Source organism: Nonomuraea sp. MG754425 (genome assembly GCF_021699195.1).
Classification (GTDB): domain Bacteria; phylum Actinomycetota; class Actinomycetes; order Streptosporangiales; family Streptosporangiaceae; genus Nonomuraea.
On the sequence record NZ_SSXE01000020.1, the window covers coordinates 13,519 to 27,480 of the forward strand.

At 72.2% G+C, this 13,962-nt stretch carries 13 protein-coding genes; 9 read left to right on the plus strand and 4 right to left on the minus strand.

Features of this window, described 5'->3' with window-relative positions:
• The first annotated feature begins 19 nt into the window (after positions 1–19).
• The 3 genes from FAF44_RS09805 (at position 20) to FAF44_RS09815 (ending at position 2,649) form a co-directional block, all read left to right on the plus strand.
• Positions 20–199, plus strand: coding sequence for a hypothetical protein (locus tag FAF44_RS09805; protein WP_237102744.1), 180 nt, complete (start codon positions 20–22; stop codon positions 197–199).
• A 114-nt stretch (positions 200–313) separates the two neighbouring features.
• Positions 314–1,411: a ThiF family adenylyltransferase gene (locus FAF44_RS09810; protein ID WP_237102745.1), complete on the plus strand. Its 1,098-nt coding sequence runs from the start codon at positions 314–316 to the stop codon at positions 1,409–1,411.
• Entirely contained in the window at positions 1,408–2,649 is a 1,242-nt protein-coding gene (locus FAF44_RS09815) for a hypothetical protein (RefSeq protein WP_237102746.1), read from the plus strand. The genes FAF44_RS09810 and FAF44_RS09815 overlap by 4 nt, the downstream gene beginning before the upstream one ends.
• Positions 2,650–2,656: 7 nt before the next feature.
• Here the strand turns inward: FAF44_RS09815 and FAF44_RS09820 are convergent, their stop codons facing one another.
• Positions 2,657–3,346, minus strand: a complete 690-nt coding sequence (locus tag FAF44_RS09820) for a hypothetical protein (protein ID WP_237102747.1) — start codon at positions 3,344–3,346, stop codon at positions 2,657–2,659.
• Positions 3,347–3,652: 306 nt separating this feature from the next.
• Here FAF44_RS09820 and FAF44_RS09825 point away from each other — a divergent pair, with 306 nt between their 5' ends.
• The 3 genes from FAF44_RS09825 to FAF44_RS09835 are packed head-to-tail and all read left to right on the plus strand — an operon-like array spanning position 3,653 to position 6,593.
• Positions 3,653–4,807 carry a sensor histidine kinase gene (locus tag FAF44_RS09825; RefSeq protein WP_237102748.1) on the plus strand — a complete coding sequence of 385 codons (1,155 nt, stop codon included), beginning with the start codon at positions 3,653–3,655 and terminating at the stop codon, positions 4,805–4,807.
• Entirely contained in the window at positions 4,804–5,922 is a 1,119-nt protein-coding gene (locus tag FAF44_RS09830; RefSeq protein WP_237102749.1) for a hypothetical protein, read from the plus strand. The genes FAF44_RS09825 and FAF44_RS09830 overlap by 4 nt, the downstream gene beginning before the upstream one ends.
• Positions 5,892–6,593: a response regulator gene (locus FAF44_RS09835; RefSeq protein WP_237102750.1), complete on the plus strand. Its 702-nt coding sequence runs from the start codon at positions 5,892–5,894 to the stop codon at positions 6,591–6,593. Before FAF44_RS09830 ends, FAF44_RS09835 begins: the two co-directional genes overlap by 31 nt.
• 56 nt (positions 6,594–6,649) lie before the next feature.
• On the opposite strand, the gene FAF44_RS09840 is transcribed toward FAF44_RS09835, so the two are convergent.
• Positions 6,650–7,234 (minus strand): Uma2 family endonuclease, encoded by a 585-nt coding sequence (locus tag FAF44_RS09840; RefSeq protein ID WP_237102751.1) that lies wholly within the window; start codon positions 7,232–7,234, stop codon positions 6,650–6,652.
• 309 nt (positions 7,235–7,543) lie between these two features.
• Between FAF44_RS09840 and FAF44_RS09845 the strand changes: the two genes are divergently transcribed.
• Complete coding sequence (locus tag FAF44_RS09845; RefSeq protein ID WP_237102752.1) at positions 7,544–8,206, plus strand: lytic polysaccharide monooxygenase; 663 nt, start codon at positions 7,544–7,546, stop codon at positions 8,204–8,206.
• A 123-nt stretch (positions 8,207–8,329) separates the two neighbouring features.
• Here the strand turns inward: FAF44_RS09845 and FAF44_RS09850 are convergent, their stop codons facing one another.
• Positions 8,330–9,154 carry a protein-L-isoaspartate O-methyltransferase gene (locus tag FAF44_RS09850; protein WP_237102753.1) on the minus strand — a complete coding sequence of 275 codons (825 nt, stop codon included), beginning with the start codon at positions 9,152–9,154 and terminating at the stop codon, positions 8,330–8,332.
• 112 nt (positions 9,155–9,266) lie between these two features.
• Positions 9,267–10,250 (minus strand): LacI family DNA-binding transcriptional regulator, encoded by a 984-nt coding sequence (locus FAF44_RS09855; protein WP_237102754.1) that lies wholly within the window; start codon positions 10,248–10,250, stop codon positions 9,267–9,269.
• 167 nt (positions 10,251–10,417) lie between these two features.
• On the opposite strand from FAF44_RS09855, the gene FAF44_RS09860 reads away from it, so the two are divergent.
• Together FAF44_RS09860 and FAF44_RS09865 are read left to right on the plus strand one after the other, a co-directional pair.
• Entirely contained in the window at positions 10,418–12,322 is a 1,905-nt protein-coding gene (locus tag FAF44_RS09860) for a primary-amine oxidase (protein WP_237102755.1), read from the plus strand.
• A 15-nt stretch (positions 12,323–12,337) separates the two neighbouring features.
• The gene (locus tag FAF44_RS09865; protein ID WP_237102756.1) at positions 12,338–13,960 is read left to right on the plus strand and encodes an ABC transporter substrate-binding protein; all 1,623 of its coding nucleotides are present in this window, start codon (positions 12,338–12,340) and stop codon (positions 13,958–13,960) included.
• The last annotated feature ends 2 nt before the right edge of the window (positions 13,961–13,962 follow it).

Consider the following 13,962-nt stretch of genomic DNA (forward strand, 5'->3'; position numbering starts at 1 on the left):
AGCCACTGATCACCTCTGCATGATCACCTCCTGGCAGCTTAGCGATCGGCTCAGCCGAAAATCAGCTCTAAATCAGTACCAAAATGCAGGCTTTTCCCATGCGGTGCTTAAGCCGCACAACCTCATGAGGAGGCACATCATGGAGATCAAGGTCAAGAAGGTCGAGTCCGTCAAGGCGACCCAGAACCCTGCCACGTGAGGCGCTGACACCGCCTGACGATTTCTCCCGCGGGGAGGGAGGCAGGACGCTCCGCCCGAACGCGCCGCTCCCCCTCCCCGCGGGTTCAACATGCGTACCGGCCCGGGAGGCACGATGCGGGTGGCGTTGAAGGAATGCGAGTGGGAAACGGCCGGCGAGGATCTCGTGGTGGTCTTCGACGCCCGCGAGGCGGTGACCCTGAGCGACCCCGACGGGCAGGTGGCCGCACTCCTGAGCGAGTTGCGCCGGACCCCGCAGACCGTCGCCGAGCTGAGCGCCGCCCTCGGCGCGTACGGGTTCCGCCTCTCCGAGGACGACGTCGGCCGGGGCCTGCGCGGGCTCGACAGCCTGGGCCTGGTCGAAGCCGCCGAGGACAGGGGCCTCGGCGACCCCGACGAGGACGAACGGCACTTCTCCAACCTCAGCTTCTACGGCACCTACGCCGACCTGGACCGCGGACGCGCCACGTTCCTGCGGCCGATGCGCGCCGCCCACGTCCTGGTGCTCGGCGTCGGCGGGGGCGGCTCCTCCCTGGTGCAGTGCCTGGCCGGCCTCGGCGTCGGCGCGATGACGCTGGTCGACCAGGACCGTGTCGAACCCCGTAACTTCGCCCGGCAGTTCCTCTACCGGCACGCGGACATCGGCCTGTCGAAGGCCGAGCGCGCGGCCGCGTGGGTGCGCGACTACGACCCGAGCATCAAGGTGACCGCCGTCGACCGCTGGATCTCCGCCCCCGAGGACCTCACGGACCTGGTCCAGGACATCGACCTGATCGCGGGCGGGCTCGACGGCCACCCGCACGCCAACCTCTGGGCGAACGAGGCGGCGGTCCGGGCCGGCGTCCCGTACGTCCTGGGCGGCGCCAACCGTTCCCAGGTGATGTACCTGTCCGTGGATCCGGGCCGGACACCCTGCCTGGCCTGCGACTACGCGGACCGGCCGGCCGAGGACGGCTCGGAGGGGATCGCGTACCGGATCGCGGAGAACATGAAGCTGAGCAACCCGCTCACCGGGCCGATGGCCATGCAGGTCGGCTCGCTGCTGGCCTTCGAGGCGCAGCGCTACCTCACCGGCTACGAACCGCCCCGCGCGGCCGGGTTCCGGGTCACCCTCGACCTGCGCGAGGGGCTCACGCCCCAGTGGCAGGCCCTGCCCGGGAACCCGGACTGCCGGGTCTGCCGCCTGGCGCCGGGCAGGGGTGAGCGCCGGTGACGACGTCCGGCTCCGCCGCGGTCCGGCTCAGGCCGCTCAGCGTCGTTCCCGAGGGCGAGGACGAGGTGCTGGTGGGCGACCCCGCCACCGGCACCTTCGTGACGATGCCGGCGGTCGGCGGCGTGGTCATCGCCGCCCTCGGGCGCGGGGCGAGCCTCGACGAGGCGGCGGCCGAGGCCGAGGCGTTCGCCGGCCAGCCGGTGGACGTGCCGTCGTTCGTCGCCACCCTCGGTGAACTCGGCTTCCTGGCCGAGGACACCGGCGAGGAGGGCTCGGGGGACGCGGCGCAACCCGTGCGCACCGCGCCCATCCAGGCCCGCCGCTGGATGACCAGCGTCCGCCCGGAGGCGGTACGCCCCTTCTTCGGCCCCGTGGCCTGGGCCTGCTACGCCGCCTGCCTGCTCTTCGCGCTGGGTGTCTTCGCCGTCCGTCCCGATCTGGTTCCCGACCCGGCCGTGGACGCCTTCCCCTTCGACGACATCGGGCTGAGCGCGCTGGCCTGGCTGCCCTTCGTGTGGTTCGCCGCGGCCAGCCACGAGTGCGGCCACTGGCTCGGCGCGCGGGCCCTCGGCCTGCAGACCCGTTTCGGCGTCGACCGTCGCATGATCATGCTCGTCTTCGAGACGGACCTCACCCAGGTCTGGACGCTCCCGCGCCGCCGCCGCTACGGCCCGCTGCTGGCGGGCCTCGCCGTGGACTCGGTGCTGCTCGCCGCGCTGCTCACCGGGCGGCTGCTGATCGACTCCGGCCTCTGGACGCCCCCCGCCCTGGTCGGGTCGCTGCTGGCCGCCTGGGTGTTCATCAAGGTCATGCAGATGCTCTGGCAGTGCCTGGTCTTCCTGCGCACCGACCTGTACGCCGTGCTGGTCAACGCCCTGGGCTGCCGCAACCTGTGGCGGGTGAAGTCGCTGATGCTGCGGCGGGCCTTCGGGAGGCTGACGCCGGAGCAGGCCGCGGAACTGGCGGACGCGACCGAGGCCGACCTGCGGGCCGGACGCTGGTTCCGCTGGGTGTGGCTGGCCGGACTGCTCGGCGTGGCCGCCTGGTTCTGCCTCCTGCTGCTGCCCGTCTTCGCGGCGGTCCTGAGCTGGGCGGCCGACGGCCTGGCCGAGGGGCCGCTGTCCGCCGGATTCTGGTACCGGCTGCTCTGCGCCGGCCTGCTGCTGGGCCCCGAGACCCTGGCGCTGGCACTGGCCGTCAGGGAGTACGCGGGACGGTTCGCCACCCGCCGGGCCTGACCGGGCGTCACGCCGTCACGAACTCGGCGATGATCACCGTGGCGTCGCATCCGGGCTCCACGGCCGCCATCTCGTCGTACAGCCGGTCCAGGCAGGCCCCCGGTGACGTGCCCCCGCCGAACAACTCCCGCATCCGCGCCGCCCCCAGCGCCTCGACCGCCCCGGCACTGACGATCGCGACCCGGTCGCCCGGACGCAGCACCACGGAGCCGACCTCCGGGTCCGGGGCGGCGGGCAGCGCGCTCCCGCGCGGGGCCGTCAGCCGGAGCGGCTCCGCGCCCCTCGGGCAGTGCCAGATCTCGCCGTCGCCCACGTGCGCGAACCGCAGCAGCGGGCTCTCCGCCCGCTCCAGCACCACCAGGTCGAGGTCGCCGGCCGGCCCCGTCCCCACACCGCGCCGGGACGCGTCGCGCGCCGCCCGCACGCACTCGTCCAGGCTCTGCTCACCGTGCTGCGGGCGGGCCGCGACCACCGCGCCCAGGGCCAGCGCGCCGCCCACCCCCCGGGCCGCCGCGACCAGCCGCTCCTGGACGACGTACGCGTCCGACGGGACCCCTCGCCCGCCCTCGTACGTGCCCCCCACCGCCACCAGCCGCGGTCGCGCCACCGGCATGCCCGCCGGCCAGTTCCCCCGCTTGCCCCTGACCGTCATCACGGACAGGCAGCCCAGCAGGAACGTGATCACGAACACCGTCATGAAACCCCTCCCCATCGCGCCCCAGTAGACGCCTTCCCGAACGGCCGCGACTGACGGCCGATCGGCCGTCGTAGCGTTCTGACGGCCGATCAGCCGTCATGCCGCCGGCACGGTCACGGGCCAGGGTTCGGTGCGGGCGGGAACTCCGCAGCAGAGCCGACGAAGACGACATGAGGCCCACGATGCGACGCGTCACCACGTACGCCGCGAAAGACTGCGGGGGAACACGGAGAGAAACCCTTTCGCACGCCTTTATACCGGTTATCGTGAGATCCGTTCTGTGCCCATATCGTGTGCGGACGGCTCATGGCTCTCACCGGCTCCACGAGATACGACTCGGCCACCAGCCAGCTCACCCGGGCCGTCGCACGCACGGGAGCCGGCGCGCGCAGCGCGGTGGGCTCGGTCGCGGTCGTGGCGGCCCTGTTCGGCGCGGTCCCGCCGGTCTCGGCCGCGTGGCTGGCGCCCATGCTGGCGCTCCACCTCGGGTGGACGCTCCTGTACGTGCGCGTGTTCGTCCGCAAGGACCTGCTGCCCCACTGGCTGGTGGCCGGTGATGCGGCCGTCACGGTCGCGCTGTGTCTCGCGCAGGTTCACCTGGTCCCGGTCGAGGCGATGGTCACCGGGTCGAGCTGGGTGCACGGGCTGGTCACGATGACCGTCGTGATGGCCGGGGTGACCTGGCGACCCAGGGTGGCGGTGCCCGTCGGGCTCGGCCTGGCCGCCGCCTTCGCGACCGGCGTGCGGCTCGCCTCGCCCGCCCACGACGTGCTCGGATCCCTCGGGATCCACCTCGTGCAACTGCTCGCGATCGTGCTGCTCATGACGCTGCTGCGGCGCTCGGCGGCCTCGTCCGACGCCTTCCTGCGCGAGAGCGCCCGCGCCGAGATCTCGCTCATCGTGGCACGGCTGCGCCGCGAGGACGAGCTGCGCCAGGTCGGCAGCATCCACGAGACCTCGCTGCACACGCTGACCATGGTCGGCCTCGGCACGTACGACGAGCCGTCGCCCACCCTGCGCGCCCAGGTGCACACCGACCTGGCGGCGCTGGAGCAGCTCCGCGACCAGCCGCACGCCGGCTCCGCCCCCATCGCCCTCGACGCGCTGCTCGACGAGGTCGCCGGCCGCGCCGCCGGCCTGGACGTACGCCGCCGCCTGACCCCCGAGACCGTGCCGGGGGACGTCGCGGAGCGCTTCGCCCGCGCGGTCACCGAGGCGCTGGCCAACGTCGCCCTGCACGCCGGCGTACGCGAGGCCGAACTCGTCTCCGCCCGGCGCGACGGCGGGATCGTGGTCGAGATCGCCGACGCCGGCCCCGGCTTCGACCAGGACCGCCTGCCGCCCGACCGGTTCGGCGTGCGCGGCTCGATCCTCGACACGATGCGCTCGCTGCCGAACGGCGGCGCCGAGATCTCCTCCGGCGACCGGGGCACCCGGGTGAGCCTGTGGTGGCGGCCATGACCGAGGAGATCGAGCAGATCGCCCGCCGGTACGCCCGTTACACCGCGCTCGGCGCCGTCGTCATCGCCGCCGTCTGGCACCTCGGCTACGACCTCACCGTCACCCTCACCGGCTGGAGCTCCTTCCGCTGGCCCTTCGTCGCCGCCGCGGCCTGGGTGCTCTACTCCGCGATCTTCGTCGTCGGCGCGCTGTCGCTGTCGGCCACCTCGCGAGGCCCTGAGCGGATCAGGGAGCTCGTCCTCGCCACGCTGGCCGTGGACGTCGCCGTGATCGTGGCCTGCCGGCCCGAGGAACTGCTCGGCATCAGCGACTGGGGATGGGGCTCGATCGGCTGGATCGGCGTCATGCTGACCTGGGGCCGGCCGCGCTGGCGGGCCGAGATCACCGTGTTCCTGGCCGCCAACGCCGGCATCATGCTGGCGGCCATGGCGATCTCCGGCACGTTCGACCGCGTCTCCATCGCCAAGTACCTGGTCGTCATCGCCGGCGGCGTCACCATGCAGCTCGGCTACATGGCCGGCTGCCACCTGCTGCGCACCCGCGCCGAGGAGACCGTGCTGCTGGCCCGCAGGCTCGCCGCCGACGACGCCTGGCGCGAGTCGGCCCAGCGCATCCACACCGACCGGCTGCGCCGTTACGAGGCCATCCGGGACGTGGCCGAGTCGCTGCTCACCCAGCTCGCCAACGGCGCCGACCCCGGCGACCCCCGCGTCCGCGAGGACTGCACGGCCGGCGCCATGCGGCTGCGGCGGCTCATCACCGAGCGGGAGGACGTCCCGGACGAGCTGGTGTCCGTGCTGCGCGAGCGCATCGACGCGGCCGAGCGGCGCCAGGTCCTGGTGACGGCCCCGCCGTTCGGCGACCGGCTGCCCGACCTGCCGGACGGCGTGCGCGAGGACCTGCTCAGAGCGCCGGTCCGGGCGCTGGACGGGGCGCGGACCCGCGCCAGGGTCACCGTCTCGGCCATGTCGACCATGGTCAGCGTGGCGGTCGTGGCCGACAACGACGACCTGCCCATCAGCCCGGCGCCCGTGCACGAGGCCAGCGGGGTCGTCGTCAGCTACCAGCGGCTGGGAGGCGAGATATGGGTCAACAGCATCTGGCAGGACCGGTGACGGTGGCCCTGGTGGAGGACCACCAGGTCGTGGTGGACGGCGTACGGTCGTGGTTCGGCCCGCCCACCCCCGTCGAGCTGGTCGCGCAGGGCCCCACCATCGAGTCCGTCCGCGGCACGGCCGCCGACGTGCTGCTGCTCGACCTCAACCTGAACGGCACCATGGTCCTCGACCGGGTCGCCGAGCTGTGCGCGGGCGGTCAGCGGGTCATCGTCTTCTCCGAGCACGAGGAGCCGGAGACCGTACGGGCGGTGCTGGACGCCGGCGCCTCGGCCTTCATCGGCAAGGGCCGGGCCACCCGGGAGTCCTGCGTGGAGACCATCCTGGAGGTGGCCGCCGACCGCCCCTCCGTCACGCCGCCGATGGCCCAGGCCATCGCGACCGACGAGGGCCCGCACCGGCCGCACCTGTCGGACAAGGAGCGGGCGGCGCTGCTGTACTGGTTCCAGTCGATGTCGAAGGCGTCGGTGGCGGCGCGCATGGGGATCAAGGAACGGACGGTGCGGCAGTACATCGACCGGGCCCGGGTCAAGTACGCGGCGGCCGGACGGCCCGCGCCCACCAAGGAGAAGCTGCTCATCTGCGCCATCGAGGACGGCCTGCTACGACCCGACGAGGTGACCGTCTACACCTCACTGGCTGCCCGCACCCCCGCCGAACCGCGGGACTGACACTCCTGGACCCCGGCGCTCCCGGCAGGAGGGGGCCGGCGGAGCCGGGGTCCAGGTCACCTTCGTCCGCTGACGAGGGCCGCCGGGTCGAAGGTGATGCGGAACGGCGCGGTCAGGCTGGCGGGCGTGCCGGCCTTGTGGACGGACGGCGGGTCGTATCGGGTGCCCTTGAGCTCGTAGACGTACAGGGTCGGTCCTTCGCCGGGCTCGACCCGCCAGTAGCAGGGGATCCCGGCCTCCGCGTATGCGGCGACCTTGAGCATCTCGTCGCGTTTCGTGGTGCTCGGGCTGCCCACCTCGACGGCGAGCAGGATGTGGTGCGGCGAGAACATGAGGTCTACTTCTTCGGTCATCTCCTCGCGAACGACCACGAGGTCGGGGATGTAGAAATCCCTGGCGGTGACCCGCAGGTTGACCGTCGACAAGGGCTCCAGCCCGGGTGGGAGGGCGTCGTCGAGGATCCGCTGTAGCCGGTAGATGACGCGCTGGTGCGGAGGGGTGGGGGCAGGGCTCACCAGTAGGCTCCCGTTGAACAGCTCGTAGCGGTTACCGTCGTCCGGCAACTCGAGCAGGTCGTCGACCGTGAAAGGCGCGTTCCCCAGGGGAGTCGCCGGTTGTCCGGTCGGTTCGATCGTCGCCATAGCGGTCACCCACTCAGTATCGGGAGTCTCGACCTCGCCCACATGCTACTTCCCCCATTTCCGTCACTTTAAGTTTGCGCTCCATCACATAACGGGCAGGGTCGGTTCGGGCGATGATCGGCAGGTTGAAAGTTTCAACTCTCTGATCTATGCATGGAAAGCCCTTTCCGCTGTTCACCGCCCCCGCCGCCCGCGCCCGCCCGCCGCTGACCGGCGTCCTCACTTGGCCGCGCCCCGCTCGTCAGATACCGTCGCCCACCGGGAGCGCTCCTCACCACCGGAACCCCGACCGGAACACGGAGACCGCACATGCCCCGAGTAGCACCACCCCGCTGGGCGAAGCGCGCCCTGATCCTGCTGACGACCCTGGCGATGATCTTCACTGTGCCGCTCGCCGGCACCGCGTCGGCGCACGGCTCGGTCGTCGACCCGGCCTCCCGCAACTACGGCTGCTGGCTGCGCTGGGGCAGCGACTTCCAGAACCCCACCATGCAGCAGCAGGACCCCATGTGCTGGCAGGCGTGGCAGGACAACACGAACGCCATGTGGAACTGGAACGGCCTCTACCGTGACGGCGTCGCCGGCAACCACCAGGGCGTCATCCCCAACGGCCAGCTCTGCAGCGCCGGACAGACCCAGGACGGCCGCTACCGCTCCATGGACACGCCCGGCGCCTGGAAGACGACCAGCCTCGGCAGCACGTTCAACATCCGCCTCACCGACCAGGCATACCACGGCGCGGACTACATCCTCGTCTACATCACCCGCCAGGGCTACGACGCGACCACCACGCGGCTCGGCTGGAACCACCTGGAACTGATCCGCACCACGCCGAAGTACGCGCCCGCCGGGGAGTACCCGATCACCGGCCTGAGCAAGGGCTCGCGCACCGGCCGTCACGTGGTCTTCACGGTCTGGAAGGCCTCGCACATGGACCAGACCTACTACTTCTGCAGCGACGTCACCTTCTAGCCGGGGTACCGCGCCGCAGGGCACTCGACACCCTTCGCGGCCCTGGGTGAACGCTTCCCTCGCCCGCCGGGCGCGGTCCGCCGCGTCCGGCATGAGGGGCGCGGACAGCCACCGCTGCGGGAGTCAGAGCACGTGGTCGGGGGTGTCGAGCCAGACGCGTTGCCCGTCCGGGGTGACCGTCATCCCGAACCGTCCGGGGCCGGGCTCGCCCCACGACACCCACCGGAAGAAGGCGTCGGTGACCTCGTCCCACAGAGGCCGGTCGCCCACCTGGTAGACCTCGTGCCCGGTCTCGCCGGGCCGCCACTCCACCGTGCCCCACGAATGAGGGTCCACCGGGTCGGACAGCCACAGCCGGAACACCTCGCCGTCCTCGTCCCGGTCGTCGGCGTACACGGAGCCGACCCCCGTGAGCGCCGAGATCGCCAGGCCCGCCCCTGCGGGGGCGTAGGCGAGGGTACGCGGGACGACGTCCGTTTCGGACCAGTGCTTGTCCTCCGGCCGCCGCGCCGTCCGGTCCACCTCGATCGACGTCACCGCCCCGGCGGGGCTGACCAGATGGGACAGGAGCGCAGCGGTCCAGCCGGTGCCCGTACCGACCTCCAGCACGCGTTGACCGGGCTCGGGGGACAGCCATTCCAGCAGGTCCGCAACCGTGCCCGGCGCGGACGCCGACGACGTGAAGTCGCCCTCGGCCGTCCTGATGTCGGTGGCGCCGTCGTCGAGCTGGGCGACGATGGCCGTGTCGAGGTAGACGGCACGCAGCCAGTCCTGCGGGTCGGCGTCGCGGTCGATGACCCGCTTCCCTCCGCCGTCCGCGTCCACCAGGCCGACCGGCGGGGCGAACAGGTGGCGGGGCACCGCGCGGAAGGCGTCGTACACCCGCTCGCCCGCAGGAGAGACCGCGCTGACCTGACGGATCAGCGCCTCCACCTGGTCAGCCGTCACTCGCCTGTGCCGCCCTCGCGCCGGCCGCCGCCGGCCTGACTGCCGGCGCTCGGCCGCACGGGCTTGAACGGCTTGTCCCTCTTCCCGCCCACGCCGCGATCTCCCCCTTCCACTACCGGAGAGGATCGGTGGAGGTGCGGAGTTGGAGTTCTATCGCGTGCAGGCGTTCCGTGCCCGGCAGCGCGGCCCCCGAGATCAGCTCGAACAGCAGCTCCGCGCAACTGGCCCCCGCCTCGCGCGGGCGCAGGTCGATCGACGTGATCGGCGGGTCGGCCATCCGGGTGGCGGCGCTGTCGACGCACGAGGCGAGCAGCACGCCGGACCCCGACTCCCGCAGCAGCGGCGCGACCTCGGTGGCGGCCCCGGCCGGCGCGCACACCAGGGCGTCCATCGGCGAGCCGGGGCCGAGCAGGGCGCGGGCGGCGGCGCGGATCTCGTCGCCGGTCGCGTCGAACGACACCCGGCGCACCAGCGGCGCCACCCCCTGGGCGGCGCACCAGCCGAGATAGCCCCGGTGCACCCCGGCCGCCCAGTCGCTCTCGTCGCCCGCCACGATGAGCGCCGGCCGCGCCGCGCCGGCCGCGCGCAGGTGGCCGAGCAGCCGGGCGAGCATCTCCGCGTGCTCCGACCACACCACTCCGTCGGCCTGCCGCGCGCCGGGGAAACGTTCGCACGAGACCGTCGGCAGGCCCGTGGCCATCAGGTTCTCCACCACGGGGTCGCCGCCGAGCGGGTCGCCGAGCACCAGCCCGTCCACGCGTGGCGGCCGGGCGCGGTGCTGGCCCGAGGTGATCAGGGTGACGTCGTAGTCGTGCCGCGCCGCCTGCTCCACCACGCCGAACACGAACGACATGTAGTACGCCGAGCGGGTCAGCACCTCGGGCACGTGCAGCCCTATCGTGCCGGTGCTGGCCCGGCGCAGGTGGCGGGCCGAGCCGTTGGGCACGTAGCCGAGCCGTTCGGCCACGGCGGCGACGGTCTCGCGGGTGCGTTCGGACACCCGCCCGGAGCCGCGCAGCGCGTCGGACGCCGTCGTCTTGGACACCCCCGCCTCGCGGGCCACGGTGAGGATGGTGACCGGCTCGTCTGCTCGCACGCCCCGATGGTAGCCGTCCTTCCGGCCGGTCATTCCCGCGCCCGGCGGCGGCGGTTCCGGTAAACGATGTGTTTCGCCTGGGCTCCAGGTCTTGTGCCCTCCGGTCATCGCAATTAAGTTAGCGCGAAACTTGCCGGAACGTTCCGGCATCTGAAAGGGGCCGAACGTTGCACCTGTCCGCCGGGAAGCACCCCCACCCGCTCGACCCGCTCGCCGCGCGGGAGATCGACGAGGTCAGACGCGTCCTCACGACGGAGGGCCGGCTCACCAGCACGGTCCGGGTGGCCTACCTCGGGCTGGAGGAGCCGCCGAAGGACGAGGTGCTGGCCTACGAGGGCGGCGGCGCCCGTCCGGACCGCCGGGCCCGCGCGTACCTGCTGGACCTGGAGACCGAGGCCGCCCACGACGTCATCGTGTCGCTCGGCCGGGGCGAGGTGGAGCGCGTGGCCCCGATCGACCCGCTGACCGACGGCCAGGTGCCGATGCTGGACGAGGAGCACGCGCTGGTGCGCCGGGTGCTCGGCGCGCACCCCGGCTGGGCCGCGGCCCTGGCCACGCGCGGGATCGAGGACCCGGCGGGCGTCTATCTCGCCGCCCTCAGCGCCGGTCACTTCGGGCTGCCGGACGAGGCGGGCAGACGGGTGGCCAGGGTGCTGGCGCACCGGATGCCGACGCCCGAGAGCCTCCCGTGGGCACACCCCGTGGACGGCCTGGTCGCCTACATCGACCTGGTCAAGGGCGAGGTCCTGGAGATCGTGGACACCGGCCCCCAGCCGATCCCGCAGGAGCCGGGCGACTACACCGACGGCCCCCACCGCACCACGCAGAAGCCCATCCACATCACCCAGCCGGACGGTCCCAGCTTCACGATCGACGGCCCGCTGGTGACCTGGGAGAAGTGGAGCCTGCGCCTCGGCTACGACATGCGCGAGGGCCTCACCCTGCACCGGATCGGCTTCGACGACGCCGGGCGCACCAGGCCGATCGTCTACCGGGCGTCGGTGGCCGAGATGGTGGTCCCGTACGGCGACCCGAGCCCGATCCGCTTCTGGCAGAACTACTTCGACACCGGCGAGTACCAGCTCGGCAAGCTCGCCAACTCCCTGGAACTCGGCTGCGACTGCCTCGGCGAGATCACCTACTTCGACGTCGTCGTCACCGACGGCGCGGGCACGCCCAAGGTGATCAAGAACGCCGTCTGCATGCACGAAGAGGACTACGGCGTGCTGTGGAAGCACACCGACCCGGCCAACGGCTCCAGGGAGACCCGCAGGCAGCGGCGTCTGGTGATCTCGTTCTTCGTGACCGTCGGCAACTACGACTACGGCTTCTACTGGTACCTCTACCTCGACGGAGCCATCGAGCTGGAGGTCAAGGCCACCGGCATCGTCTTCACCGGCGTCTACGACGACCGCGCCGCCCCGTACGCGTCGGAGGTGGCCCCGGGGCTGGCCGCGCCGTACCACCAGCACCTGTTCAGCGCCCGGCTGGACATGACGGTGGACGGCGTGGCCAACGCCGTGGACGAGATCGAGGCCAGGCCGATCGAGTCCGGGCACGGCAACGCGTTCGGCCGCGCCGTCACCCGGCTGCGCACCGAGCGGGAGGCCAGGCGCGACGCCGACCTGAAGGCGGAGCGCACCTGGCACGTCGTCAACCCCGAGGTGCGCAACCGGCTGGGCCGCCCCGTCGGCTACGCGCTGCACGCCGAGGGCAGGCCGACCCTGATGGCCGCGCCGGGCTCCAGCATCCACCGCAGGGCCGAGTTCGCGACCAGCCACCTGTGGGTCACCCGCTACCACCCCGCGGAGCGCTATCCCGCCGGCGACCTGGTCAACCAGCATCCCGGCGGCGCGGGCCTGCCCGCCTACACCAGGGCCGACCGCGACATCGACGGGCAGGACATCGTGCTGTGGCACACGTTCGGCCTGACGCACTTCCCCCGCACCGAGGACTGGCCGATCATGCCGGTCGACACCTGCGGGTTCGTACTCAAGCCGGTCGGGTTCTTCGACCGGAACCCGACGCTCGACGTCCCGCCGAGCGCCTCGGAACGCTCGTCCTGCCATTAAGAGGAGAAGAGGCCCATGCGTCCCCTACGCCTGGCCTGCGGTGTCGCGGCAGCCCTGCTGGCGTCGGCCTGCGCCGCCACCGGACCGATCACCACCCCGACGGACGCCGCCCAGGAGAGCGCCGCGCCCGGCTATCTGGCCGTCGCCGACCAGGCGCTCGCGCCGGGAGGCACGCTGAACGTCCAGGTGCACATCGACAGCGGCGCCGCCACCGGCTACGACCCCCAGCTCGCCGACGTGGCCACCACCTGGCAACTGCTCTCGTTGTCCTACGAGACGCTGGTCACCGTCGGCCCCGACTTCGCGATCCAGCCGCTGCTGGCCGAGAAGTGGGACACTCCCGACGACCGGACCTACGTCTTCCACCTGCGCGAGGGCGTCACCTTCTCCAACGGCAGGAAGCTGACCGCCGACGACGTCGTGGGCAGCCTCAAGCGGCTGCTGGCCTCGAAGTCGGTGTGGGTCGGCCAGCTCGGCCCGGTGGACGAGATCGCCAAGGACGGCGACGGCAAGGTCAAGGTCACGCTGAAGGAGCCGTACACGCCGTTCCTGGCGGCGCTGGCCAACGTGCCGGCCGCGATCCTGCCGATGAAGGAGATCGACGACAAGTCGGTCGATCCGGCCACCACCCTGCTCGGCACCGGCCCGTACGTGGTCGAGGACCACCGCCAGGACGTGTCGTGGACGTTCAGGCGCAACGACGCGTACTGGAACCAGGGCAAGCCCGCCGCCGACGTCCTGAACATCACGATCGCCCCTGAGGAGGCCGCGCGCATCGCCGCGCTGCAGAACGGCGGCGCCGCCCTGGCCACGCTGGGCAACGTGGACTCCGAGTCGATGCTGGCCGGCGCCGCGGACGTCAAGGTCGTCACCCAGGCCACCACCGACTTCTACTACCTGATGCTCAACAGCCTGAAGCCGGGCTCCAAGCTGGCCGACCCCAAGGTGCGTCAGGCGATCAACATCGCGCTGGACACCAAGCAGATCGCCGAGGTGGCGCTCGGCGGCAAGGGCGAGCCCACCGCCGTCACGCCGGCGGGCCTGCCCGGCTCCTGCGACCCGGCCGCGCTGCCGTCGGCCGCCAAGGGCCCCGACGAGGCCAAGCGGCTGCTGGCCGAGGCGGGCGCGGAGAACCTGTCGTTCACCCTGACCATCTTCAACACCGAGCCGGCCCCGGCCGTCGCCCAGGTGATCCAGCAGAACCTCCAGCAGGCCGGCATCACCGTCAAGATCGAGCAGATGGACGAGGCGAGCTGGTCGGGCAAGGTGTACGGCAAGGCCCCGGCCGAGTTCGACGCCGCCCTGTCCTGGTTCGCCGGCTACGCCGACCCCGGCATGGTCACCAAGTGGTGGAACCCGGAGACGGCCGGCTTCAACGCCGGCTTCATGCGGCCCGACCCCGCCCTCAGCGCGGCCATCGACGCGGCCGGCAAGGAACCCGCCGGGGCCGCCCGGGACCGGGCGCTGGCCGAGGTGTGCGCGCAGGCCGACGCGGACGCGCAGATGATCCCGCTGGTCACCCGCCCGGCCACGGTCGCCTTCAGAACCGACGCGCTCAGCCCGAGCCTGTACGCCACCGAGGGCTACGGCAACGTGCTGCGCCTGGTCGCCGACGCCCGCGTGAAGAAGTCCCGGTAGCC

Coding starts and splice junctions, on each gene's coding strand:
- FAF44_RS09805 (WP_237102744.1), top strand. CDS start 20: ATGATCACCTCCTGGCAGCTTAGCGATCGGCTCAGCCGAAAATCAGCT.
- FAF44_RS09810 (WP_237102745.1), top strand. CDS start 314: ATGCGGGTGGCGTTGAAGGAATGCGAGTGGGAAACGGCCGGCGAGGAT.
- FAF44_RS09820 (WP_237102747.1), bottom strand. CDS start 3,346: ATGACGGTGTTCGTGATCACGTTCCTGCTGGGCTGCCTGTCCGTGATG.
- FAF44_RS09825 (WP_237102748.1), top strand. CDS start 3,653: ATGGCTCTCACCGGCTCCACGAGATACGACTCGGCCACCAGCCAGCTC.
- FAF44_RS09830 (WP_237102749.1), top strand. CDS start 4,804: ATGACCGAGGAGATCGAGCAGATCGCCCGCCGGTACGCCCGTTACACC.
- FAF44_RS09835 (WP_237102750.1), top strand. CDS start 5,892: ATGGGTCAACAGCATCTGGCAGGACCGGTGACGGTGGCCCTGGTGGAG.
- FAF44_RS09840 (WP_237102751.1), bottom strand. CDS start 7,234: ATGGCGACGATCGAACCGACCGGACAACCGGCGACTCCCCTGGGGAAC.
- FAF44_RS09845 (WP_237102752.1), top strand. CDS start 7,544: ATGCCCCGAGTAGCACCACCCCGCTGGGCGAAGCGCGCCCTGATCCTG.
- FAF44_RS09865 (WP_237102756.1), top strand. CDS start 12,338: ATGCGTCCCCTACGCCTGGCCTGCGGTGTCGCGGCAGCCCTGCTGGCG.